Source organism: Allotamlana fucoidanivorans, assembly GCF_006265225.1.
GTDB classification, from domain to species: domain Bacteria; phylum Bacteroidota; class Bacteroidia; order Flavobacteriales; family Flavobacteriaceae; genus Allotamlana; species Allotamlana fucoidanivorans.
On the sequence record NZ_VDCS01000009.1, the window covers coordinates 75,312 to 99,878 of the forward strand.

The window sequence follows — 24,567 nt, forward strand, 5'->3', positions numbered from 1 at the left end:
TATTATTTAATTGTTATGCTTTTTTCTTGTTAGCAACAGTTTTTCTCTTTCCTTTTCTAGTTCTAGAGTTGTTTTTAGTACGTTGCCCTCTTAATGGTAAACCAGCTCTGTGACGAATACCTCTGTAACAACCAATATCCATTAAACGCTTAATGTTTAATTGTGTTTCAGAACGTAATTCACCTTCAATAGTGAAGTTTCCAACAGCCTCACGAATGTTGCTAATTTCATCGTCAGTCCAGTCTTGAACTTTAGTGCTTTCATCTACTTTAGCTGCTGCTAAAATATCTTTTGCTCTGCTTTTACCTATACCATAGATATAAGTTAAAGAGATAACTCCTCTTTTGTTTTTTGGTATGTCTACACCTGCAATTCTTGCCATAATTACCCTTGTCTTTGTTTAAATCTAGGATTCTTTTTGTTAATGACGTAAAGTCTTCCTTTTCTACGCACAATTTTACAATCTGCGCTTCTTTTTTTAACTGATGCTCTTACTTTCATCTTGTTAGTATCTATAAGTTATACGAGCCTTCGTTAAATCGTAAGGACTCATTTCCAATTTTACTTTATCTCCTGGTAATAACTTTATGTAATGCATACGCATTTTACCAGAAATATGTGCCGTCACAATGTGACCGTTTTCTAATTCCACACGGAACATTGCATTTGATAATGCTTCAATGATTGTTCCGTCTTGTTCTATTGCTGCTTGTTTTGCCATAGTATAATAATTAAGCTACTGCTTTTCTATTTTTACCAGTCTTCATCAAACCATCATAGTGTCTATTCAACAAATACGAATTTATTTGCTGCATAGTGTCAATTGCAACTCCAACCATAATTAATAACGAAGTGCCTCCGAAAAATAAAGCCCATCCTTGTTGTACACCCATAAGCTTAACAATTAATGCTGGGAACACAGCGATGATTGCCAAAAATATAGATCCTGGTAAGGTGATTTGAGACATTATTCTATCCAAGTATTCAGACGTTTCAGAACCCGGACGTATACCTGGTATAAAACCGCCACTACGCTTTAAATCGTCAGCCATTTTATTTGTAGGCACCGTAATTGCTGTATAGAAATAGGTAAACACTATAATCAATAAAGCAAATGTTAGGTTATACCAAAATCCGAACATATCAGAATAATTAGTTTGCATCCATGCTCCAACCACAGTTTCTTTTAAAAACGACGATCCTCCTATTAAACTTGGTACAAACATAATAGCTTGAGCAAAGATAATTGGCATTACTCCTGATGCATTTAACTTTAACGGGATGTATTGTCTTGATCCTGCTACTGCAGCTCTTTCATAGCCTCCTGTAGCTGTTCTTCTTGCATACTGCACAGCTATTTTTCTTACTCCCATTACTAACATAATAGAAGCTAAAATGATAACAAACCAAATTACAAACTCGATTAACACCATCATTAAACCACCGTTTCCACCACCTTCTAATCGTGTTGCTGCATTTTGTAAAAATGCTTGAGGTAACGTAGCAATAATACCAACCATGATTAATAAAGAGATTCCGTTACCAATACCTTTATCAGTAATTTTCTCTCCCAACCACATAGCGAAAATACATCCAGTAACCAAAATAGTTACTGAAGAGAAATAGAATAAAAATCCTGTTCCTAATAAAAATGCGCTTTGTGGAATACCCAATGCTGGTAAACTTGCTAAGTAGCCTGGTGCTTGAAGTAAACAAATAGCTATTGTTAACCAACGTGTAATTTGATTAATCTTCTTTTGTCCACTGGCACCTTCTTTTTGAAGCTTTTGTAAGTACGGAATAGCAATCCCCATTAATTGTACAACAATAGAAGCAGAAATGTATGGCATAATACCTAAAGCGAAAACCGAAGCATTTGCAAAGGCTCCTCCTGTGAAGGCGTTAAGCAAACCTAACAAACCTCCGTCTGTTTTATCAGCTAAACCACCTAATTGAGCAGCATCAATACCTGGCAATACCACTTGGGCACCAAAACGGTAAACTAATAACAGACTCAAGGTTACTACAATTCTGTTTCTCAGTTCTTCTATTTTCCAAACATTCTTTATTGATTCTATGAATTTCATACGTTAATGCGTCTTATATAGTTACAGCTTCTCCTCCAGCAGCCTCAATAGCAGCTTTAGCTGAAGCAGTAAACTTATGAGCAGATACTTTTAATTTTGCTTTTAATTCACCACGACCTAATATTTTAACTAGATCATTTTTACCTACTAAGCGATTAGCAAATAATGTTTCAAAATCAACGGTATCTCCTATTTTCTTATCATCAACCAATTGTTGTAAAGTATCAATATTGATACCTTGATACTCAACACGGTTAATATTAGTAAAACCAAATTTAGGCACACGTCTTTGAAGTGGCATTTGCCCTCCTTCAAATCCTATTTTTTTAGAGTATCCAGAACGAGATTTAGCTCCTTTGTGTCCACGTGTAGCAGTACCACCTTTTCCAGACCCTTGTCCTCTACCTACTCTTTTCCCTTGGCTTTTTACTGAACCTTCTGCAGGTTTTAAATTACTTAAATCCATTTTTCAGTTTATATTTTTAAGCTTCTTCAACAGAAACTAAATGTGAAACTTTAGCAAGCATACCAAGAATATTTGGCGTAGCTTCGTGCTCTTTTACTTGACCAATCTTTTTAAGACCAAGAGCTTCTAAAGTTCTTTTTTGTCTTTGCGTACGATTGATAGCGCTTTTAACTTTTGTTACTTTAATCTTTGCCATTTCTGTCTGTATTAAGCGTTAAAAACTTGTTCAAGTGTAAGACCTCTATCTTTAGCAATAGTTTTCGCATCTCTTAATTGCAATAAAGCATCGAACGTTGCTTTTACTACGTTATGAGGATTTGAAGATCCTTGTGATTTTGATAATACATCATGCACACCAACTGCCTCTAATACTGTTCTTACAGCACCACCAGCAATTACACCAGTACCAGGAGCCGCAGGAATGATATTTACTCTTGCACCACCATATTTACCTTTTTGCTCATGAGGTAAGGTTCCTTTAATGATAGGAATACGCACTAGGTTTTTCTTTGCATCTTCCACAGCTTTGGCAATAGCACTAGCAACGTCTTTAGATTTGCCTAAACCTTGCCCTACAACACCAGCTTCGTCACCAACTACAACAATTGCTGAAAAACCAAATGCTCTACCACCTTTAGTTACTTTAGTAACTCTTTGTACACCAACTAAACGATCTTTAAGATCTAATCCACCTGGTTTTACTAACTCTGCACTTTTATATTTTTGAAACATAATATCTTAGAATTTTAGTCCTGCTTCTCTAGCTCCTTCTGCTAATGATTGTACTCTACCGTGGTATAAGTATCCACCTCTATCGAAAGAGACAGTATCTACACCAGCCTTTAAAGCTTTTTCAGCAAGTACTTTACCTACTAATTTAGCTACTTCGGATTTAGTTGCTTTTGCAGCACTAATGTCTTTATCTCTTGAAGATGCAGCACTGATTGTTTTACCAGTTACGTCATCTATTAATTGAGCATAAATTTCTTTATTACTTCTATAAACAGCCAATCTTGGTCTAGTTTCAGTTCCTGAAACTACCTTACGGATTCTGTTTTTTATTCTTAGTCTTCTATCGTTCTTTGTCAATGCCATAACTTAATTATTAAGCTGATTTACCTGCTTTTCTTCTAATTTCTTCACCAACAAACTTGATTCCTTTTCCTTTGTAAGGTTCAGGTTTTCTAAATCCACGGATCTTCGCAGCTACTTGACCAACAAGTTGTTTATCGAATGATGTTAATTTCACTAAAGGATTTTTTCCTTTTTCTGATACTGTTTCCACTTTAATTTCTGGAGCAATATCCATCACTATATTATGAGAAAAACCTAAAGCTAAGTCTAATTTTTGTCCTTGGTTTGATGCTCTATAACCTACACCTACCAATTCTAATTCTTTAGTCCATCCTTTAGATACACCTTCAATCATATTGTTAATTAAAGATCTGTATAAACCATGTTTAGCTTTTTGATCTTTAGTTTCAGAAGAACGTGTTACTAAAACATTTCCTTCTTCTACTTTTATCTCTACAGTATCAAACTTCTGTGTTAACTCTCCTAATTTTCCTTTTACAGTTATAACGTTATCTTTAACGTCAACGGTAACACCTTCTGGAATGGCTACTGGATTATTTCCTATTCTTGACATTTCTTTCTGGTTTAAAAATTAGTATACGTAACATAAAACTTCACCACCAACATTCTCTTTCTTAGCTTGCTTACCTGTCATTACTCCGTGAGAAGTTGACACAATAGCAACACCAAGACCGTTTAAGATACGAGGTAATTCTTTGGCACCAGCATACTGACGTAAACCTGGAGTACTAATTCTTTGAAGTTTCTTGATTACTGGTTCTTTTGTTTCTTTGTTGTACTTAAGCGCTATTTTAATAGTACCTTGTACAGTAGAATCATCAAACTTGTAACTTAAAATATATCCTTGCTCGAATAATATTTTAGTGATGTCTTTTTTAAGATTAGATGCAGGAATTTCTACCACTCTGTGGTTAGCACGCACTGCATTTCTAATTCTTGTCAAAAAATCCGCAATTGGATCTGAGTACATAATGAATTGATTTTGTGGTTTTGGTTTTCAGCTAGTTACTGAACCTTAAACCTGATTATATAAATAATGTTACCAACTAGCTTTCTTTACTCCAGGGATAAGACCTTGATTAGCCATTTCTCTGAATGTTACACGAGAAATACCAAAAGTTCTCATATATCCTTTTGGTCTTCCTGTTAATTTACATCTATTATGCTGACGTATAGGGGAAGCATTTTTTGGTAACTTTTGTAATGCTTCATAATCTCCAGCTTCTTTTAAAGCCTTACGTTTTTCAGCATACTTAGCTACTGTTTTAGCTCTTTTTACCTCACGGGCTTTCATTGATTCTTTAGCCATAACTTAGTTCTTTTTAAAAGGTAACCCTAGTTCAGTTAATAATGATTTTGCTTCTTTATCTGTTTCGGCAGAAGTTACAAATGTAATATCCATTCCTGAAATTTTATTCACTTTATCAATGTTTATTTCAGGGAATATAATTTGCTCTGTAATTCCTAAGTTGTAATTACCTCTTCCGTCAAAACCAGTTGCTTTAATACCGTTAAAATCTCTAACACGTGGTAGTGCTGAAGTTACTAAACGATCTAAAAACTCATACATTCTTTCACCACGTAAAGTCACTTTTGCTCCAATGGGCATACCTTTACGCAATTTAAAAGATGCAACATCTTTTTTAGATAATGTTGCTACGGCTTTCTGTCCAGATATAGTAGTTAACTCTTCTACAGCGTAGTCAATTAACTTTTTGTCTGCAACGGCAGCTCCAACTCCTTTTGATATTACTATCTTTTTAAGTTTAGGAACTTGCATTACATTATTATATCCAAATTCTTCTGTAAGAGCAGCAATTACTCTGCTTTTATACTCTTCTTTAAGTCTAGGTGAATATGCCATAACTATATTACTTCATTAGATTTTGTTGAAAATCTTACTTTTTTACCATCTTCTACTCTATATCCAACACGTGTTGTTTCTCCTTTTGAAGTTAACAACGATAAATTAGAAATATGAATAGGAGCTTCTTTCTCTACGATTCCACCTTGAGGATTTTGTGCACTTGGCTTAGTGTGTTTTTTCACTAAGTTAACACCCTCAACAATCGCTTTATTCTTTTCTATTAATACTTTTTGTACTTTACCTTCTGATCCTTTATGATCTCCAGCAATTACTTTTACAGTATCTCCAGTTTTTATTTTAAGCTTTGTCATCTTACGTTTTGTGTATTAAAGCACTTCTGGTGCTAATGATACAATCTTCATGAATTGTTTATCACGAAGCTCTCTAGCCACAGGACCAAATACACGTGTACCTTTCATTTCACCTGTAGGGTTTAATAAAACACATGCGTTATCGTCAAATCTAATATAAGATCCGTCTGGTCTTCTTACTTCTTTCTTAGTACGAACAACTACTGCTGTAGAAACTGCTCCTTTTTTCACGTTACCGTTAGGCGTTGCATCTTTAACAGACACAACAATTTTGTCTCCTACAGAAGCATATCTTCTTTTAGTACCACCTAGAACACGAATAGTTAAAACTTCTTTTGCTCCAGTGTTGTCTGCTACCTTTAATCTTGATTCTTGCTGTACCATAATTATTTAGCTCTTTCTATGATTTCAACTAATCTCCAACATTTAGATTTACTTAAAGGTCTTGTTTCCATGATTCTTACAGTATCTCCAATATTACAATCGTTTGTTTCGTCGTGCGCCACATATTTTTTAGTTTTTAGCACGAACTTACCATACATAGGGTGTTTTACTTTTTTCACCTCAGAAACCACAATAGATTTCTGCATTTTGTTACTTGTAACAACTCCTATACGTTCTTTTCTTAAATTTCTTGTTTCCATCTTTCGCAGAATTATTGTAATTCTCTTTTAGTTAATTCTGTCGCAATTCTAGCTACAGTACGTCTAACGGCACGTAATTGAATTGGATTTTCTAAAGGAGATATTGCATGAGCCAATTTTAGGTCTGAATAACTCTTTTTTGTTTCACTAAGCTTCTCTTGTAACTCAGCTACAGATAATTCTTTAATTTCTGATTGTTTCATAATATCAAATAAATTATGCTTCGTAATCTCTAGCGATTATAAACTTAGTTTTTACAGGTAGCTTTTGTGCTGCTAAACGAAGTGCTTCTTTAGCTATATCCAAAGGCACACCTCCTACTTCAAATAAAACGCGACCAGGTCTACATACAGCAACCCATAATTCTACAGCACCTTTACCTTTACCCATACGTACTTCAAGAGGTTTTTTGGTAATAGGCTTGTCTGGGAAAATTTTAATCCACAGTTGCCCTTCTCTCTTCATGTAACGTGTTGCGGCGATACGAGCTGCTTCTATTTGACGTGCAGTAATAAACGTAGCGTCTAATGCTTTTATTCCAAAAGTACCGTTTGAAAGTTGATGTCCTCTTCCAGACAATCCCTTCATACGTCCTTTTTGTTGTTTACGAAATTTTGTTCTTTTAGGCTGTAACATTTTTCTTTACTTTATAAAAAATTACTTTCTACGACGAGGTCCTTTACTTCCACGTCCTGCTCCTGCTCCACCTTTTCCTTGCTTCTTAGATAAACCAACAAGCGGAGAAAGCTCTCTTTTACCATATACTTCACCTTTCATGATCCATACTTTTACACCTAATCTACCATAAGTAGTGTGTGCTTCTACTAAAGCATAATCAATATCGGCTCTAAAGGTTGATAAAGGAATACGTCCTTCTTTATAGTGCTCGCTACGTGCCATTTCAGCACCATTTAAACGACCACTAATTTGGATTTTAATTCCTTCAGCATTCATACGCATTGTAGCAGCGATAGCCATTTTGATTGCACGTCTGTATGAAATTCTGTTTTCAATTTGACGAGCAATACTTGACGCTACTAAAAACGCATCTAGTTCAGGTCTTTTAATTTCAAAAATATTAATCTGAACTTCTTTCCCAGTAATTTTCTTAAGCTCTTCTTTTAACTTGTCTACCTCTTGACCACCTTTACCGATAATAATACCAGGTCTAGCAGTAGTGATAGTAACGGTTACAAGCTTTAAAGTTCTCTCGATGATTACTCTACTTACACTAGCTTTAGATAAACGCGCGTGAACGTATTTTCTAATCTTATCGTCTTCGGCCAGTTTGTCACCATAATCGTTTCCTCCGTACCAGTTAGATTCCCATCCTCTGATAATTCCTAAGCGATTTCCGATTGGATTTGTTTTTTGTCCCATACTTCTATTAAGCTTGTGTGTTATTGTTAGCTCCAACTACTAATGTAACGTGGTTAGAACGTTTTCTAATTCTGTGTGCACGACCTTGAGGTGCTGGGCGTAATCTTTTTAACATTGATCCGCCATCAACTCTAATCTCTTTTACAAATAATTCTGCAGTTTCAACATCAGCATCCTCATTTTTAGCTTGCCAGTTAGCGATAGCTGATAATAACAACTTCTCTAAACGACCTGATGCTTCTTTATTGTTAAACTTTAAGATATTAAGTGCTTTCTCTACCTTTTCACCTCTTACTAAATCGGCTACTAAGCGCATTTTTCTTGGTGATGTAGGACAATTATTAAGTTTTGCAAAAGCTACATGCTTTTTTGCTTCCTTAATAGCGTCTGCCATTTGTTTTTTACGACTTCCCATAGCTTACTACTTTTTACCTTTGTTTTTAGCACCTGCATGCCCACGGAATGAACGTGTTGGTGAAAATTCTCCTAATTTATGACCTACCATGTTTTCAGTTACATAAACTGGTACAAATTGACGGCCATTGTGTACTGCTATTGTTTGCCCAACAAAATCTGGAGTAATCATACTAGCTCTAGACCAAGTTTTGATTACAGTTTTTTTGTTGTTCTCAACGTTATCAGCAACTTTCTTTTCTAATTTATAATGAACGTAAGGTCCTTTTTTTAATGATCTTGCCATGTCTTATTTCTTTCTACGTTCTACAATATATTTATTACTCGCCTTTGTCTTAGAACGGGTTCTGAAACCTTTAGCAGGTATACCTTTTCTAGAACGTGGGTGCCCTCCTGATGAACGACCTTCACCACCACCCATTGGGTGATCAATTGGGTTCATTCTTACTGGATTAGTACGTGGTCTTCTACCTAACCATCTTGTTCTACCAGCTTTACCACCTACTAATAATTGGTGATCTGAGTTAGATACAACACCAACAGTTGCCATACAAGTAACAAGTACTAAACGTGTTTCTCCAGAAGGTAATTTAACTGTAGCAAACTTACCATCTCTTGCCATTAACTGAGCAAAAGCACCAGCACTACGCGCCATAACTGCTCCCTGACCTGGACGTAACTCTACACAAGAAATAATGGTTCCTAATGGAATTTCACTTAATGGCATGGCGTTTCCAATTTCTGGAGCAATACCTTCTTTACCAGACACTACATTTTGCCCAACTTGTAATCCGTTTTGAGCAATAATATATCTTTTCTCACCGTCTTGATAATTCAATAATGCGATAAAAGCGGTTCTGTTTGGATCATATTCTATTGACTTAACTTCAGCAGGAATTCCTGCTTTGTCTCTTTTAAAATCAATGATACGATACTTTTTCTTATGACCACCACCAATGTAGCGCATGGTCATTTTTCCTTGACTGTTTCTACCACCAGACCTTTTATTCGGAACAAGTAAACTCTTTTCCGGCTTATCAGTAGTTATGGCGTCATACCCATTTACTACTCTAAAACGCTGTCCTGGTGTGATTGGTTTTAATTTTCTTACTGACATCTCTTTAGTTTCTGATTTTTAGTTTTTGGTTTGTAGTTATTTGTTTCTACCAGATTTTCAAGTATTAATAACTATCTACCTTTAACTATTAACCATTTTTGTTACATGTTACTGTATAAATCAATCATTTCACCTTCCGCCAGTTGTACAATTGCCTTCTTAACAGCATTTGTTTTACCATGTTGAATACCAGTTTTTGTATACTTGGTACTACGATCTGGACGGACATTTATAGTACGAACTTTTTCAACAGAAACACCATAAGCAGCTTCTACTGCTTTTTTGATTTCTATCTTGTTCGCCTTAGTGTTCACTGCGAATGTATAGCAATTTCTTAATTCGCTATCTGCAGTCGCTTTTTCTGTGATTATAGGTTTAATTAAGATACTCATCTGTTTCTTATTTACTTAAGTTTGTTTCAATTCCTTCTAAAGCACCTTCTAAAAGCACTACTTGATTTGCATTTAAAATCTTGTAAGTGTTTAATTCTGAAGCAGTTATAACTTCAGAGCCTTTTAAATTGCGCGATGACAAATATACGTTATTATTTGACCCACCCAACACAAACAAAGACTTTTTATTGTCTAATTCTAAGGCTTTTAGAATCGCTGTAAAGTTTTTAGTTTTTGGAGCATCAAAGTTAAAATCTTCTAACACTGTAATTGACTGTTCTCCTGCTTTAATACTTAATGCCGATTTACGTGCTAAACGCTTTAAATTTTTATTAAGTTTGAAGCTATAGTTTCTTGGTCTTGGCCCAAACATACGTCCACCACCTTTAAAAACTCCAGACTTGATACTACCAGCACGAGCAGTACCTGTACCTTTTTGCTTTTTAATCTTGCGTGTACTTCCAGCAATCTCACCTCTCTCTTTAGATTTGTGAGTTCCTTGTCTTTGGTTTGCTAAATATTGTTTAACATCCAAATAAACAGCATGATTATTAGGCTCAATAGCAAACACATCACTAGAAAGCTCTGCTTGTCTACCTGTGTCTTTTCCGTTTATATCTAAAACTGCTACTTTCATTACTTCTGAATTGTTACATAAGCGTTTTTATGTCCAGGCACACAACCTTTAACAACAAGTAGATTCTTTTCAGTAACTACTTTTAAAACTCTTAAATTTTGAACTTTCACTTTTTCTCCACCCATTCTTCCGGCCATTTTCATGCCTTTGAATACTCTAGCAGGGTAAGATGCCGCACCAATAGATCCTGGCGCTCTTAAACGGTTATGCTGACCGTGAGTAGCTTGACCTACACCACCAAATCCGTGACGTTTAACAACACCTTGAAATCCTTTTCCTTTTGATGTTCCAGAGATATCAACAAATTCACCTTCTGCAAAATGCTCAACAGTGATGGCATCTCCTAATTTGTACTCCTTATCAAAACCTTTGAACTCAACAACTTTGCGTTTTACAGAAGTACCCGCCTTCTTAGCATGACCTAAGTCTGCTTTTGTAGCGCTTTTTTCTGTCGCGTCATCGAAACCAAGCTGAACAGCTTCATAGCCATCAACTTCTTTAGTTCTGACTTGGGTAACGATACATGGTCCAGCTTCAATTACTGTACAAGGAATATTTTTCCCGTTTTCATCAAAGATGCTGGTCATACCGATTTTCTTTCCAATTAACCCAGACATATTTATTAAATTTAAATTATTACTATTTGTTATTTAAAATTCAAGGCCGAAATACATTTCAGCCTTGAATTGTATTTTCCGTTTTTCCCGCGACCGCATCGGTGGGACATGTTTTATAATTCTGAATTCAGAATCCTGAATTTGAATTATACTTTAATTTCTACTTCAACACCACTTGGCAACTCAAGTTTCATCAAGGCATCAATAGTTTTTGATGACGAAGAGTAGATATCTAATAATCTCTTATAAGATGATAATTGAAACTGCTCTCTTGATTTCTTGTTTACGTGAGGAGAACGTAATACAGTGAAAAGTTTTTTGTGTGTTGGTAATGGAATTGGCCCAGTTACCACAGCGCCAGTACTTTTTACTGTTTTTACAATCTTATCAGCAGACTTGTCTACTAAGTTGTGATCGTAAGATTTTAATTTTATTCTGATTTTTTGACTCATTTTCTTAGATTTTAAGCTTCAACACCTTTTGCTGCTTTAATCACCTCTTCTGAAATATTAGAAGGTGTTTCTGCATAATGTGAAAATTCCATTGTTGACGTGGCACGACCAGATGATAATGTTCTTAATGTTGTTACATATCCAAACATTTCTGATAATGGTACTGTAGCTTTAACTGTTTTAGCACCAGCTCTGTCTCCCATATCACTTACCTGACCTCTTCTTCTATTCAAATCACCAACTATATCACCCATGTTTTCTTCAGGAGTAATTACCTCAAGTTTCATGATAGGCTCCATAATTACAGCTTTTGCAGCTTTTGCAGCAGCTTTAAATCCTAGCTTAGCCGCTAATTCGAATGATAATTGATCAGAATCCACATCGTGGTAAGAACCATCCGTTAAAGTTACTTTCATAGCATCTACTTCGTAACCTGCTAACGGCCCATTAACCATTGCCATTTGGAATCCTTTTTCAATAGAAGGGATAAATTCTTTTGGAACATTACCACCTTTAATCTCAGAAACGAATTCTAATCCTACTTTTCCTTCTTCAGCAGGCTCAAGTGTAAATACAATATCTGCAAATTTACCACGTCCACCAGATTGTTTCTTATAAACCTCTCTGTGTTCAGCACGTTGCGTAATAGCCTCTTTGTACTCTACTTGTGGTTGCCCTTGATTTACTTCAACCTTAAACTCACGCTTAAGACGGTCAACAATAATATCTAAGTGAAGCTCACCCATACCAGAAATAATAGTCTGTCCTGAAGCTTCATCTGTTCTTGCTGTAAACGTTGGATCTTCCTCAGCTAATTTAGCTAAAGCCATACCTAATTTATCTACATCAGCCTTAGTTTTAGGCTCAACAGCGATACCAATTACCGGATCTGGGAATTCCATAGATTCTAAAACAATAGGATGCTTTTCATCAGACATAGTATCACCAGTCTTAATATCTTTAAATCCTACTGCAGCCCCTATATCTCCAGCTTCAATAAATTCGATAGCGTTTTGCTTATTAGAGTGCATTTGGTAAATACGAGAAATACGCTCTTTTTTACCTGAACGGTTATTTAAGATGTAAGAACCTGCATCTAAACGCCCTGAATATGCACGGAAGAATGCTAAACGACCTACAAAAGGATCGGTAGCAATTTTAAATGCTAATGCAGAAAACGGATCTTTTACATCTGGCTTACGTACAACCTCATCTCCAGTTCTTGGATCTGTACCTATAATGTTATCTCTATCTAAAGGCGAAGGTAAATAACGACATACAGCATCTAATAAGAATTGCACCCCTTTGTTTTTGAAAGATGAACCACAAATCATTGGAATGATAGCCATATCCATTACAGCAGCTCTAAGTGCAGCGTGCACCTCTTCTTCTGTAATAGAATCTTCATCTTCCATGAATTTTTCTAATAAGTTCTCATCATAAGAAGCTACTTCCTCGATTAAAAGCGCACGGTATTTATGTGCTTCTTCTTTCATATCTTCTGGAATGTCAATCACATCAAAAGTCGCCCCTTGCGTTTCATCATGCCAAACAATAGCACGGTTTTTAACTAAATCAACAACACCTTTAAAGTCTGCCTCATCACCAATATTTAAAACGATTGGCACAGCGTTTGACTTTAACATATCTTTTACCTGTTGACAAACAGCTAAGAAGTTAGATCCTTGACGGTCCATTTTGTTAACGAATCCAATTCTAGGAACTTTATAGTTATCAGCAAGTCTCCAGTTAGTTTCAGATTGTGGTTCAACACCATCAACTGCACTAAATAAGAATACTAAACCATCTAATACACGCAACGAACGGTTTACCTCTACAGTAAAGTCAACGTGACCAGGAGTATCAATAATATTAAAGTGATATCCTTTAGTATCTTCTACTGGCTGTCCATTCTCTAACGGGAAATTCCATGTACAAGTTGTTGCAGCAGAAGTAATAGTAATACCTCTTTCTTGCTCCTGCTCCATCCAGTCCATAGTTGCAGCTCCATCATGCACTTCTCCTATTTTATGAGACACCCCTGTATAGTAAAGGATACGCTCAGTAGTAGTCGTTTTTCCTGCATCGATATGCGCAGCAATACCTATATTTCTAGTAAATTTTAAATCTCTTGCCATGTTTTATTAAAATCTAAAGTGAGAGAATGCTTTATTAGCTTCCGCCATTTTATGAGTATCTACTCTTTTCTTAACAGCTGCCCCTTCTTCTTTAGCTGCTGCTAAAATTTCTGAAGCTAAACGTAAAGCCATTGATTTTTCATTACGCTTTCTAGCATAACCAATCAACCACTTCATTGCTGTTGAAACTTTTCTGTCTGGACGAATTTGCATTGGGATTTGAAATGTTGCACCACCAACACGACGACTACGCACTTCTACGTGAGGCATCACATTTGACAACGCATCTTTCCATAATTCTAATGCTGATTTTTCTTCGTCAGTTTTTTTCGATTCTACAATATCAATAGCATCGTAAAATACTTTAAAAGCGACAGACTTCTTACCATCCCACATCATGTTATTCACAAAACGTGTTACCAATTGATCATTAAAACGCGGATCTGGTAAAAGCGGTCTCTTTTTTGCTGCTCTTTTTCTCATGTCTTCTTCTTAAAGTTTTAATTACTTTTTAGGGCGTTTTGCACCATACTTAGATCTACGTTGCGTTCTACCGTTAACACCTGCTGTGTCTAAAGCACCACGTACAATGTGATATCTAACTCCTGGCAAATCTTTTACCCTTCCACCTCTAACCAATACTATCGAGTGCTCTTGTAAATTATGTCCTTCACCACCGATGTATGCATTTACCTCGTTTCCGTTTGTTAAACGAACCCTTGCTACCTTACGCATTGCTGAGTTAGGTTTTTTAGGAGTTGTTGTGTAAACACGAGTACACACACCACGTCTTTGCGGACAAGAATCTAAAGCAGCCGATTTACTCTTCTTGGTTATTTTGGCTCTTCCTTTTCTTACTAATTGCGAAATTGTTGGCATATAAATTAATATAAATATTATTAACCTCTTCTAAGAGGCGTGCAAAGGTAGAAATTAAAATCTGAAATTCAAACCTTAATTAATTAATTTTCAATAGAAAATAAAATTTCAGACACATCATATATTAATAGCAAGTAAATTCCGTTAGATTTACTACCAAATCTTGTAGCTAGCAACGTGCCAAAAACACCATTTCTTTTAATAATCACTTCTATACTTTTTTCTTTTAAAGGAATAAGCCAGACCTTAACATTAAAAATTACAGGAAACACCCTAAAAGAGACCCATATTTTAGACTCTCTTGGCTACAACACATTACATAAAGACCTTACTTCAATAACAGAAGAAACAAGCTCTCTTCAAGAACAGCTCTTCTCATTAGGCTATATAGAGAACATATTAATTCCTAGCAAAAAAATAAATGACTCTAGCTTTGTTTATAAATTACATTTAAACAGAAAATTCAACACCATATATATATACTACAAATCTGAACTCATTAACCAACAAACCTTAAATACCATTTCAAACAAAGTTTTTCATGACCATTTTATTTTAAACGTTAGGGATATTGAACAATCGTTAACCTTTCTTAATACTGAAATTGCCAAATACGGCCACCCGTTTTCTAAATTAAAACTTACAAATATTAGAATAGACGAGCAGCATAATACACTAAAAGCCCATCTAAGTATTTCTGCCTCTAAAAAAAAGAGAACAATAAATAACATTATCATTAAAGGTTATGAGAAATTCCCCAGAGCATTCTTAAAAAACTATCTAAAAATTAAACCTAACCAACTATTTAATCTTGAAACCATTCAATATAAAACGGCTCAACTGAATAGTTTAAATTTTGCTAAGGAAATAAAACCCCCAGAAGTACTATTTTCAAAAGACTCTACTTCACTATACCTTTATTTAGAAAAATCTAAAAGCAATACATTTGACGGGTTTCTTGGATTTGGAACCAATGAAACAACAAATAAACTTCAATTTGATGGTTACCTAAATCTAAATTTGACCAACAACTTAAACTTTGGAGAATCTTTCAGACTTCTATACAAAAGTGATGAAAATGATCAAAAAACTTTTGAAGCTGATGTTTCACTGCCTTATATATTTAAGTCGCCCGTAGGTGTCGATTTGCTTTTGCGCATATTTAGAAAAGACTCTTCTTTTACTACCACAAACCAAGACATCAAAATTCATTACCAAATAAACCAAAAACACAAAATATTTACCGGCCTCTTATATACTGAATCTAACAACCTCATAACATCAAAAACAGAACCAAATATTTCTGACTACCAGACTCAATTTTATACAATAAGCTATCAATACACACAAACACAACCAGAAAACATTTTATTTCCTCTAAACGAAAAAATGTATTTTGAAACGGGCTTCGGAAAGAGAAAAACCAATATCAATTCAGAAGAACAAACACAGTTCAAAATTGAGGCCTTTAAAATTTTCAACCTCAACTTAAAAAACAGCATTTACATCAGACTTAATGGTGCTAGTTTATTATCATCCTCATATTTTGAAAACGAACTGTTCCGCTTTGGCGGTATTAATTCTATTAGAGGCTTTGAAGAAAACAGCCTCTATGCTTCTCTTTTTGGGTTAATGAATACAGAATATCGCTTTCAATTATCAAATTCAATTTACATCCATTCCATAATTGACGCTGCTTATTTTGAAAATGACATTCAGCAAACACAACAGAAATTATTTGGATATGGTTTTGGTTTTGGATTACTCACCAAGGCTGGTTTGTTTAAATTTAATTATGCCAACGGTAAACTAGAAAATACCGCTTTCAATTTTTCAAATTCAAAAATACATATTAGCCTAACAACAAATTTTTAACATTCCTCCTGTAAAACCTACAAATACTCAACATTTAAACCTTTTCGATATAATTTTTTCTAATTTTTACCACTTTTTAGCTATTGTTTGTCGTTTTTTAACTTTTTATTAATATTTTTATCACGACTAATTCAAATAATTATAACATGAAAACAAAGTTTAGTGGAATGCTAACGCTATTGTTAGCGTTTGTTGTGCATCTGTCTTTTGCACAAGAAAAAACTATCTCAGGAATCGTTTCAGATGGATCAGGATTACCTCTTCCAGGAACTACTGTTTTAGTAAAAGGTACCTCGAATGGTACCTCAACCGATTTTGATGGTAAATTTTCAATCAAAGCCAATATTGGAGAAACTCTGGTATTTAGCTTTGTTGGGTATGCTACAAAGGAGGCAACTATAGGAGCATCAAACACCATTAATATCACATTAACTGAGGATGCGGAATCTTTAGAGGAGGTTGTGATAACAGCTCAAGGGATTAAGGCCAAACCTAGATCTTTAAGCTACGCAGTAGAATCAGTTGACTCAGGTGACATAACTAACGCAAGAGAAACGAACGTTGTATCTGCCTTAAGTTCCAAAGCGGCTGGTGTACAAGTAACAACATCATCTGGTTCTGTAGGGGCTTCTGCAAATATTAGAATTAGAGGTAACACCTCTATTACTCGATCAAACTCTCCCTTATTTGTAGTAGATGGTGTACCAATTAATAATGATTCTTATAGTGAAGATCCTACTACAAGTAATAACAACTCTAGCTTAGGAGGTACAGACTTCTCAAACAGAGCTATTGACATTAACTCTTCAGATATTGAATCTGTTAACATTCTAAAAGGCATTGCCGCACAGACCTTATATGGATTACGAGCCGCTAATGGTGTTGTTTTAATTACCACCAAAAAAGGAAAACAAGGAAAAACAAGAGTTACGCTAAGTACCTCTACAAGTTTCTCTGATATCAATAAGGGACCAGATTTACAAAGAAAGTATGCACAAGGAAGACATAATCCAGATGGAAGTGGATTACAATATAGAGGTCCAGAAACTTTTGAAGGCGATACATGGGGACCTTTAGTTTCTGACCTAGAGTATGATGGTGACACTTCCTACCCTTTTCATAGATTTGGTGCACTTGTTCCAAAAGGAACAGGAAACGGAAGAGCGGCAGAAACCTATGACAGTTATGACTTCTTTAAAACGGGAGATGTGGTAGACATTAACCTTTCTGCTAGTGGCGGAACTGACAAAGTTAACTACAGAGCTTCTGTTGGCAGATTAGTTCAAAATGGTGTAGCTCCTAATGAAAGATTTGTAAGAAAAACATTTAGAGTTGATCTACAGGGTAAACTTTATGAAAATTTAACGTTAGATGCCTCTGCTCAATACTCAAACTCAGGAGGTTTCAGAGTTCAAAGAGGCTCAAATATTTCAGGGGTTATGCTTGGTCTATTGCGTAATACGCCAACCTTTGACATGGGTAATGGTAAAAAAGGACAAGCAGCAGCTGACGATCCTTCTTCTTATTTTTATGATATTCCAGGTTCAGAGCTTCCAGGACATAGAAGTTATCGTGATGGAATTTACAACAACCCATATTTCACGGTAGCTAGAAACTCTAATACCGATGATGTTAATCGTATTATTGGAAAAATGGGATTAACCTATGATATTAATGATTGGATTACATTCAAAACAACTGGATCTATTGATAACTGGGCAGATACAAGAAAAATTGGATTTGATATTATAGATGCAAGTTTTGGTAATGGGCGCGTTATTAATGACGTCATCCAAAATCAAGATGTGAACTGGAACGCATTAGTAACAGCATCTAAAGATTTAAATGAAAAACTTGGCCTAACAGCTACCATTGGATATGACGGTTTCTATACTAAAAACAATAGACAGACTGTCCTAGGTGACGGCATGACCATCCCTGGATTCTTTAACCTTTCCAACGTTAGCACTACTCAGGCTTCAGAAATAACCAATAGAAAAAAACTTATTGGCGCTTTTGCAACGGCTACATTAAGTTATAATAATATGGTTTTTATAACACCTTCTTTCAGGAATGACTGGACATCTACTCTACCTGTAGGAAACAATACATTCCAATCATACTCTGTTGGGGGTAGTTTTATTTTTAGCGAAGTTTTAAATAGTGATTTCCTTAATTATGGTAAAATACGAGGGTCATGGGGAAAAACAGGAAACGATGCTCCAGTATATGCTACTTTGACTAATTTTGGAGGGACATTTGTTAGTGGAGATGGATTCCTTCAAAGCATTACATTCCCTGCCTATGATGCCACTTCATTTGAAAGAGCAGGCCGCGCAGGAAACCCTGATTTAGTTCCAGAAACAACCAAGGAATTTGAAATTGGTATTGAATTATCGATGCTTGATAGCCGATTAAAATTTGATGCCACATACTACAACAAAGAAACTACCGATCAAATAGTTCCAATTGACGCTGTGCCTTCTTCTGGTTTTGTTGAAAAATACTCAAATATTGGTCGTATTTCAAATAAAGGTATTGAATTGACCTTAGGAGGTACTCCAGTTAGAACTGAAAACTTTAATTGGGATATCAATGCTAATTTCACAACTTATGAAAATAAGGTTGAAGAACTCACTGAAGGGCTTGAAAGCTATGTTCTAAATGGTTTTTCTGGAACAAGTTCACGTGCCGTAGTTGGTGAATCTTATGGAGCTATTTATGGATCAAGATATGCCAGAAACGATGAAGGAACTATTCTAATTGACGATGATGGCTACCCACTGCTTGCTACCACAGATGGCGTTATAGGTGATCCAATTCCAGATTTCCTATTAGGTATTAGCAATACATTCTCATACAAAAATCTTAGTTTATCTGTTTTAATAGACATCAGAGAAGGTGGCGATGTATGGTGCGGAACTTGTGGTATTCTTGATTACTTCGGTATATCAACAGAAACTTTATTGAGAGATCAAACAACAGTTTTTCAAGGTATAGTTGAATCTACTGGACAACCAAACACCAAAGAAGTTCCTTACTCAGATCCAACAATAAATGAAAGTAACAATTACTGGAGACGTTATGGTTTCGGGGATGTTGATGAAGGTAATGTATATGACGCTTCTTGGTTTAGATTAAGAGAAGTAACATTAACCTATACATTTCCAAGCAAACTATTAAAAGGAACATTCATTGATGGCGCTTCAATTTCTGCTTATGGTAGAAACTTATACCTTAGTACTGATTATCCTGGAGTGGATCCTGAAACTAACTTAACAGGTGACAGTAATGGTATTGGTTTAGACTACTTTAATAACCCCAACACTAGAAGTTACGGCTTTGATGTTAAATTAAACTTTTAAAAAACTATGAAAACAATTAAATATATACTTAGTATCGTATTACTTAGCTCAGTGATATCCTGCACGATTACTGATGTTAACGTAGATCCTGATAATCCATCTGCCGACAAAATAAATGCTGGCGCTGTTTACCCAGGAATGATTACACAAACTCATCGTAATTCTGTTGCTCTTGTTGGAAGAATTGCTGGGCTAATCACGCAACAATTTGATGGTCTAGATGCCCAACAATTAGCATATGCTCAATATAACATTGGTGAAAGTGACATAGATGATTTATGGGACTTTGGTCTTTACGGAGCTGGAGCATCAAAAGATTGTTTCGTTCTAATTCAAAACACCAGTGGAGAAGTTAGCGCCTTAGCCAAATTATATATGGCAGCCAATATGGGAGTTACCACAAGCTGCTGGGGAGATGTTCCTTATAGTGAAGCTTTTCGTGGAGATGCCGGAGTTTTAAACCCAGTATACGACACACAAGAGAGCGTTTATAATGAAATACAAACGCTTTTAAGTGAATCTATTTCAGAAGGAGTGGCTTCTGGAATTGGAGCGTTCGCAGGAGCCGGAGACGCTAGTGGTATCGATTGGGTAAAAACAGCTCACGCTTTAAAAGCTCGTTATTACATGCATTTAACATCTGTTGACTCAGGTGCAGCTCAAAAAGCTTTAACTGAAGCTCAACAGGCATTAACTAGCACTTCTGAACAACCTGATTTTATTTACAGTACGCCTGCTCAAAATGCAAACCCTTTATACTTATTTGACAATGACAGACCTGGTACTTTAGGTATTGGAACAACATTGAAAGATATGATGGTTGGAGACCCGAGACTCCCTTTATATACAACTGACGGAGAAGACTTTGCAGGCGTAGAAGGATTGTTTTGGGGTCAAGCAAACTCTCCTACTCCCTTGATTTCATATTGGGAAGTTAAATTTATAGAAGCAGAAGCTATAATTAGAACTGGAGGCACTGACGCTGCCGCCTTAGCCGCATTGCAAGATGCTGTTGAAGCTAATATGCTTTACGTAGGAGTTGATGCTATTGCAACAGCCGCCTATGTTAATGCACTAACACTTTCTGGAACAGAAGCAAATAAAGTTGAAACCATCATAAACGAAAAATACAAGGCTTTATATGGAAATGCTCCTATCGAGGCTTGGGTTGATTATAGACGAACTGGGTTCCCAGCTTTAGTTGACAATCCAGATGCGGTAGGCTCGGTAAATCCTTCTAAGATTATACCTAGAAGGTTCTTATACCCAATAACGGAAAGAACAACAAATGGAGCTAACTACAATGCAGCCATCTCGGCACAAGGTGGTCACTTATTAGATGTTGACATGTGGGCTTTTCCTAAAAACAATTAGAAGATCACATTACACAACTTAATAAACCTTATAAAAAATGCCAATAGAATTTAATTCTATTGGCATTTTTTATAACAACAGTATTACAAATTTGATTAGATATTCTGCGGATCCCAATTTACCTCCTATATAATCTTACTCAAGCAACTTTCTAAATAACATGACATCAAAATATCATTTATTTAAATTCAGAAGCCAAATTGAATTATTTTAACAAATTTCACACCAAAAACACACATTTTAACTATTGTTTATTGCTTTTTTAACTTATTATTTTGATTTTTGGCATTGACTAATTCAAATAATTATAAAATGAAAACAAAGTTTAGTGGAATTTTCACGCTATTATTAGCGTTTATTGTGCAAATATCGTTTGCACAAGAAAAGACTATTTCTGGAACGGTTACCGATGATTCTGGTTTACCACTTCCAGGAGCTACGGTCTTGGTAAAAGGTACAATAAATGGTACCTCATCGGATTTCGATGGAAATTATTCAATTAGCGCCAGCCAAGGTGCTACTCTTGTATTTAGTTTTGTTGGATACACAACACAAGAGATTAAAGTTGGTTCATCAAATACAGTGAACGTAACAATGGCAGAAGATGCTACTGCACTAGAAGAAGTTGTTGTTGTGGCCTACGGAACACAAACCAAAGAATCTATTGTAGGGTCTATTGCTGTAGTAGGTGCAGACGTAATCGAGAAACAACAAGTAGCTTCTGTAACTTCTGCTTTACAAGGAAGCGTTCCTGGTGTAAACATAATTTCTAGTGGTGGTCAACCGGGGGACAATCCCATCATTAGAATTAGAGGGGTTTCTTCTATTAATGCTTCTGCCGCACCGCTTATTATTCTCGATGGTGCGCCATTCAATGGTAATATCAATACCATAAGTGCAGACCAAATAGAAAGTATGAACGTTTTAAAAGATGCGTCGTCAACCTCTCTATATGGTTCACGTGGAGCCAATGGTGTTATTTTAATAAACACAAAAAAAGGACGCTTAAATTCTCCTGCTAAAGTTAGCTTAACATCTACAGTTGGTTTTGCTGGACAAGCCGTAGATAGACACGAAATAACAGATACAGATACTTTTACAAAATACACATGGGAAGCTATGAGAAATGCTGCTCAATATGTCAATGGAGCATCTCCCGAAGCCGCGGCTCTTTCAGCAACTAATAACTTAATTCCTACTTTGGGCTATAACCCTTATGGAATTAACAATCCCGTAGGAACAGATGGAAATTTAGTATCTACAAATAAATTATGGGATACGGACTGGGCAGGTCTTTTAATTAATGATTCTGCATTGAGACAAGAGCATTCTTTAGCTGTTTCTGGAGGTAGCGATAGAACAACATATAGATTCTCAGGAAACTTTTTAAAACAAGATGGAAGTATTAAAACCTCAGATTTTGAAAGAGTAACAACAAGACTCAACATTGATTCTCAAGTAAAAGACTGGTTAAATATGGGGTTAAACGTTTCATATTCTTCTTCCGTTCAAAATGTTCCTGACCAAAGCGGCACTTCTTTCACCAGCACCATCCAATGGATAAATAATCTTTCATCTTTTTATCCTTTATACAGAAGAGATGACAATGGAGGCTTAGTTTTGGGCCCTGATGGTGCACCTATATATGATTATGGGAATACACCTGGCCAAAATTTAAATGCAGCAAGACCTCAGTTTCAAGGAGAAAACATTGTAGGTTCATTGTATTTATACAATGAAATCTACAAGCGGGATAACTTCACAGCCAATGGTTATGCTAAAGTGAACTTCACCCCAGATTTTAGTTTTAAAACACAAATTGCGTATGAAAAATACACACTTGATTACTTCAGCTATAATCATAATGAATTTGGTGTGGCAGCAAGTGTTAAAGGACGTGTGGATCAAGATAGAAACTTTGTAATTACTAAAAATATTACAAACGCCTTTAACTACAATAAATCCTTCGGATTACATAATGTTAATTTTGATGCTATTCATGAAGCCTATTCAAGATCTGATGACGACTTATCAGCACAAGGTGTTGGTTTCTTACCTAACGTAAAAGTATTAAATGGTAGTACCACTCCAGAGTCTGTTGGTGGTTCTATATCAGATGAAGCTCTTCAGTCGTTTTTAGGTCGATTATCATACAATTATGATCAGAAATACTTTGTAGAGGGGTCCTTTAGAACTGATGGTTCAAGTAGATTTAATAGTGATGTTAGATGGGGTAATTTCTACTCTGTTGGTGGTTCATGGGTTGTTTCAAAAGAAAACTTTTTAGCTAACAGTAATATTGTAAATCTTCTTAAAATAAGAGGTTCTTATGGGGAACTAGGAAACAACTTGGTTCTTGACGATCTAGGAAATCCAGTATATTTCCCGTACTTGTCTTTATTTGAAACAGGAGAAAATGAATTAGATAACACTGGGGTTTTACTTGGGTCTGTAGCTGACCCTCTATTAACTTGGGAAAAAACAGCATCCACAAACATTGGGATAGATTTTACTTTATTCAATCATGTTATCAATGGTACTGTTGATTATTATGTTAAAAAATCTGTTGATTTGATTTACGATAAACCATTAGCTGTTTCAACAGGTAATGAGAGTATCACTACTAACGTAGGCTCACTTAAAAACTATGGAGTTGAAGTTTCCTTGGCCGCCAATATTATTAATAAAGATCAATTTAACTGGACTTCTAGTTTAAATTTCTCTTTTGATAGAAACAAGATTACAGAGTTATCACAAGAATCATTCATAAATGGAACAAAAAGATGGGAAGTTGGACGTTCTTTATACGAATTCTACATGCCAGAATGGGCTGGTGTAGATCCAGCAAATGGTTTTGCTTTGTGGTATAAAGATATTTTAGATGCAAACGGAGAGCCCACCGGTCAAAAAGAAACAACAGCTGAATACTCTGAAGCCTCTAGAAATTATGTAGACAAATCTTCATTACCTGATATTATTGGAGGTTTCAATAACTCTTTCACACTAGGTAACTTTGATTTAAATATTCTATTTAATTTTAGTTTTGGAGCTTATGTTTATGACTCCATGTACGCTGGCTTATTTGGCAGTTTTGAAACGGCAGGAGGGCCAGGAACAACAGATTTGGCCAATCGTTGGCAAAAACCAGGTGATGTTACTAATGTTCCTTTATTATTAGCTTCACAAAATGACTTCAGTAGTAGATCTGACAGATTCTTATTCAAAAATGATTACGTGCGTTTAAAAGCACTAACATTTGGATATAGCTTACCAACTCAAACTCTTGATAAATTTGGTATTTCTAGATTGCGTTTGTATCTACAAGCTGACAATTTATTAACGTTCCAAACACATAAAGGTATTGACCCTGAACAAAGTATAGCTGGTACCACAAACAACAGATCCTATAATCAAAGAATTGTATCTTTTGGTGTTAACTTAGACCTTTAAAAAAATT

Annotated in this window: 32 protein-coding genes; 4 read left to right on the forward strand and 28 right to left on the reverse strand. The window is 35.5% G+C overall.

Annotated elements, in window-relative coordinates; all coding sequences use genetic code 11:
- Positions 1-13: 13 nt before the first annotated feature.
- The 28 genes from rpsM to rpsL all read right to left on the reverse strand — a co-directional run bounded on the left by rpsM (position 14) and on the right by rpsL (position 14,496).
- Positions 14-382 (reverse strand): 30S ribosomal protein S13, encoded by a 369-nt coding sequence (gene rpsM, locus FGF67_RS10225; RefSeq protein WP_139697423.1) that lies wholly within the window; start codon positions 380-382, stop codon positions 14-16.
- A gap of 2 nt (positions 383-384) precedes the next feature.
- Positions 385-501 (reverse strand): type B 50S ribosomal protein L36, encoded by a 117-nt coding sequence (ykgO, locus tag FGF67_RS10230; RefSeq protein WP_013305171.1) that lies wholly within the window; start codon positions 499-501, stop codon positions 385-387.
- 4 nt (positions 502-505) lie between these two features.
- Positions 506-721, reverse strand: coding sequence for a translation initiation factor IF-1 (gene infA, locus FGF67_RS10235; protein WP_007094967.1), 216 nt, complete (start codon positions 719-721; stop codon positions 506-508).
- 10 nt (positions 722-731) lie between these two features.
- Positions 732-2,087 carry a preprotein translocase subunit SecY gene (gene secY, locus FGF67_RS10240; protein WP_139697424.1) on the reverse strand — a complete coding sequence of 452 codons (1,356 nt, stop codon included), beginning with the start codon at positions 2,085-2,087 and terminating at the stop codon, positions 732-734.
- Between the two features lie 13 nt (positions 2,088-2,100).
- Complete coding sequence (rplO, locus tag FGF67_RS10245; RefSeq protein WP_139697426.1) at positions 2,101-2,553, reverse strand: 50S ribosomal protein L15; 453 nt, start codon at positions 2,551-2,553, stop codon at positions 2,101-2,103.
- 16 nt (positions 2,554-2,569) lie between these two features.
- Positions 2,570-2,749, reverse strand: coding sequence for a 50S ribosomal protein L30 (gene rpmD, locus FGF67_RS10250; protein ID WP_139697428.1), 180 nt, complete (start codon positions 2,747-2,749; stop codon positions 2,570-2,572).
- An 11-nt stretch (positions 2,750-2,760) separates the two neighbouring features.
- A complete protein-coding gene (gene rpsE, locus FGF67_RS10255) occupies positions 2,761-3,285 on the reverse strand; it encodes a 30S ribosomal protein S5 (RefSeq protein ID WP_139697430.1) in 525 nt (174 codons plus the stop codon).
- Positions 3,286-3,291: 6 nt separating this feature from the next.
- Positions 3,292-3,648 (reverse strand): 50S ribosomal protein L18, encoded by a 357-nt coding sequence (gene rplR, locus FGF67_RS10260; RefSeq protein WP_139697432.1) that lies wholly within the window; start codon positions 3,646-3,648, stop codon positions 3,292-3,294.
- 10 nt (positions 3,649-3,658) lie between these two features.
- A complete protein-coding gene (rplF, locus tag FGF67_RS10265) occupies positions 3,659-4,201 on the reverse strand; it encodes a 50S ribosomal protein L6 (protein WP_139697434.1) in 543 nt (180 codons plus the stop codon).
- Positions 4,202-4,219: 18 nt separating this feature from the next.
- Entirely contained in the window at positions 4,220-4,618 is a 399-nt protein-coding gene (rpsH, locus tag FGF67_RS10270; protein ID WP_139697435.1) for a 30S ribosomal protein S8, read from the reverse strand.
- A gap of 69 nt (positions 4,619-4,687) precedes the next feature.
- On the reverse strand, positions 4,688-4,957 hold the full coding sequence (gene rpsN, locus FGF67_RS10275) for a 30S ribosomal protein S14 (protein ID WP_092579393.1): 270 nt from the start codon (positions 4,955-4,957) through the stop codon (positions 4,688-4,690).
- A gap of 3 nt (positions 4,958-4,960) precedes the next feature.
- Positions 4,961-5,512, reverse strand: a complete 552-nt coding sequence (gene rplE, locus FGF67_RS10280; RefSeq protein WP_139697436.1) for a 50S ribosomal protein L5 — start codon at positions 5,510-5,512, stop codon at positions 4,961-4,963.
- Between the two features lie 2 nt (positions 5,513-5,514).
- On the reverse strand, positions 5,515-5,826 hold the full coding sequence (gene rplX, locus FGF67_RS10285; RefSeq protein WP_139697438.1) for a 50S ribosomal protein L24: 312 nt from the start codon (positions 5,824-5,826) through the stop codon (positions 5,515-5,517).
- Positions 5,827-5,841: 15 nt separating this feature from the next.
- A complete protein-coding gene (gene rplN / locus FGF67_RS10290; RefSeq protein WP_139697439.1) occupies positions 5,842-6,210 on the reverse strand; it encodes a 50S ribosomal protein L14 in 369 nt (122 codons plus the stop codon).
- Between the two features lie 2 nt (positions 6,211-6,212).
- A complete protein-coding gene (gene rpsQ / locus FGF67_RS10295) occupies positions 6,213-6,470 on the reverse strand; it encodes a 30S ribosomal protein S17 (protein WP_044637136.1) in 258 nt (85 codons plus the stop codon).
- Between the two features lie 11 nt (positions 6,471-6,481).
- Positions 6,482-6,673: a 50S ribosomal protein L29 gene (gene rpmC, locus FGF67_RS10300; RefSeq protein WP_139697441.1), complete on the reverse strand. Its 192-nt coding sequence runs from the start codon at positions 6,671-6,673 to the stop codon at positions 6,482-6,484.
- Positions 6,674-6,686: 13 nt separating this feature from the next.
- On the reverse strand, positions 6,687-7,106 hold the full coding sequence (gene rplP / locus FGF67_RS10305) for a 50S ribosomal protein L16 (RefSeq protein ID WP_139697443.1): 420 nt from the start codon (positions 7,104-7,106) through the stop codon (positions 6,687-6,689).
- Between the two features lie 21 nt (positions 7,107-7,127).
- Positions 7,128-7,850 carry a 30S ribosomal protein S3 gene (rpsC, locus tag FGF67_RS10310; RefSeq protein ID WP_139697445.1) on the reverse strand — a complete coding sequence of 241 codons (723 nt, stop codon included), beginning with the start codon at positions 7,848-7,850 and terminating at the stop codon, positions 7,128-7,130.
- A gap of 7 nt (positions 7,851-7,857) precedes the next feature.
- On the reverse strand, positions 7,858-8,265 hold the full coding sequence (gene rplV, locus FGF67_RS10315) for a 50S ribosomal protein L22 (RefSeq protein ID WP_139697447.1): 408 nt from the start codon (positions 8,263-8,265) through the stop codon (positions 7,858-7,860).
- 6 nt (positions 8,266-8,271) lie between these two features.
- Positions 8,272-8,550, reverse strand: coding sequence for a 30S ribosomal protein S19 (rpsS, locus tag FGF67_RS10320; protein ID WP_139697449.1), 279 nt, complete (start codon positions 8,548-8,550; stop codon positions 8,272-8,274).
- Positions 8,551-8,553: 3 nt separating this feature from the next.
- Positions 8,554-9,381 carry a 50S ribosomal protein L2 gene (gene rplB / locus FGF67_RS10325; RefSeq protein WP_139697451.1) on the reverse strand — a complete coding sequence of 276 codons (828 nt, stop codon included), beginning with the start codon at positions 9,379-9,381 and terminating at the stop codon, positions 8,554-8,556.
- Positions 9,382-9,482: 101 nt separating this feature from the next.
- Positions 9,483-9,773, reverse strand: coding sequence for a 50S ribosomal protein L23 (gene rplW, locus FGF67_RS10330; protein ID WP_139697453.1), 291 nt, complete (start codon positions 9,771-9,773; stop codon positions 9,483-9,485).
- Positions 9,774-9,780: 7 nt separating this feature from the next.
- Positions 9,781-10,410 carry a 50S ribosomal protein L4 gene (gene rplD, locus FGF67_RS10335; protein WP_139697455.1) on the reverse strand — a complete coding sequence of 210 codons (630 nt, stop codon included), beginning with the start codon at positions 10,408-10,410 and terminating at the stop codon, positions 9,781-9,783.
- Positions 10,410-11,027 (reverse strand): 50S ribosomal protein L3, encoded by a 618-nt coding sequence (gene rplC, locus FGF67_RS10340; protein ID WP_139697456.1) that lies wholly within the window; start codon positions 11,025-11,027, stop codon positions 10,410-10,412. Before rplC ends, rplD begins: the two co-directional genes overlap by 1 nt.
- A 146-nt stretch (positions 11,028-11,173) precedes the next feature.
- Positions 11,174-11,479, reverse strand: coding sequence for a 30S ribosomal protein S10 (gene rpsJ / locus FGF67_RS10345; protein ID WP_044626940.1), 306 nt, complete (start codon positions 11,477-11,479; stop codon positions 11,174-11,176).
- Positions 11,480-11,490: 11 nt separating this feature from the next.
- On the reverse strand, positions 11,491-13,617 hold the full coding sequence (fusA, locus tag FGF67_RS10350; RefSeq protein WP_139697458.1) for an elongation factor G: 2,127 nt from the start codon (positions 13,615-13,617) through the stop codon (positions 11,491-11,493).
- Between the two features lie 6 nt (positions 13,618-13,623).
- On the reverse strand, positions 13,624-14,100 hold the full coding sequence (gene rpsG / locus FGF67_RS10355; RefSeq protein ID WP_139697460.1) for a 30S ribosomal protein S7: 477 nt from the start codon (positions 14,098-14,100) through the stop codon (positions 13,624-13,626).
- 21 nt (positions 14,101-14,121) lie between these two features.
- Complete coding sequence (gene rpsL / locus FGF67_RS10360) at positions 14,122-14,496, reverse strand: 30S ribosomal protein S12 (RefSeq protein WP_053975748.1); 375 nt, start codon at positions 14,494-14,496, stop codon at positions 14,122-14,124.
- 177 nt (positions 14,497-14,673) lie between these two features.
- Between rpsL and FGF67_RS10365 the strand changes: the two genes are divergently transcribed.
- From FGF67_RS10365 to FGF67_RS10380, 4 genes are all read left to right on the forward strand, one after another.
- Positions 14,674-16,371 carry a POTRA domain-containing protein gene (locus tag FGF67_RS10365; RefSeq protein ID WP_139697462.1) on the forward strand — a complete coding sequence of 566 codons (1,698 nt, stop codon included), beginning with the start codon at positions 14,674-14,676 and terminating at the stop codon, positions 16,369-16,371.
- A gap of 146 nt (positions 16,372-16,517) precedes the next feature.
- Positions 16,518-19,736, forward strand: a complete 3,219-nt coding sequence (locus tag FGF67_RS10370) for a SusC/RagA family TonB-linked outer membrane protein (protein ID WP_139697463.1) — start codon at positions 16,518-16,520, stop codon at positions 19,734-19,736.
- A 6-nt stretch (positions 19,737-19,742) separates the two neighbouring features.
- The gene (locus tag FGF67_RS10375) at positions 19,743-21,110 is read left to right on the forward strand and encodes a SusD/RagB family nutrient-binding outer membrane lipoprotein (RefSeq protein ID WP_139697465.1); all 1,368 of its coding nucleotides are present in this window, start codon (positions 19,743-19,745) and stop codon (positions 21,108-21,110) included.
- A 312-nt stretch (positions 21,111-21,422) separates the two neighbouring features.
- On the forward strand, positions 21,423-24,560 hold the full coding sequence (locus FGF67_RS10380) for a SusC/RagA family TonB-linked outer membrane protein (protein WP_139697467.1): 3,138 nt from the start codon (positions 21,423-21,425) through the stop codon (positions 24,558-24,560).
- Positions 24,561-24,567 lie beyond the last annotated feature (7 nt).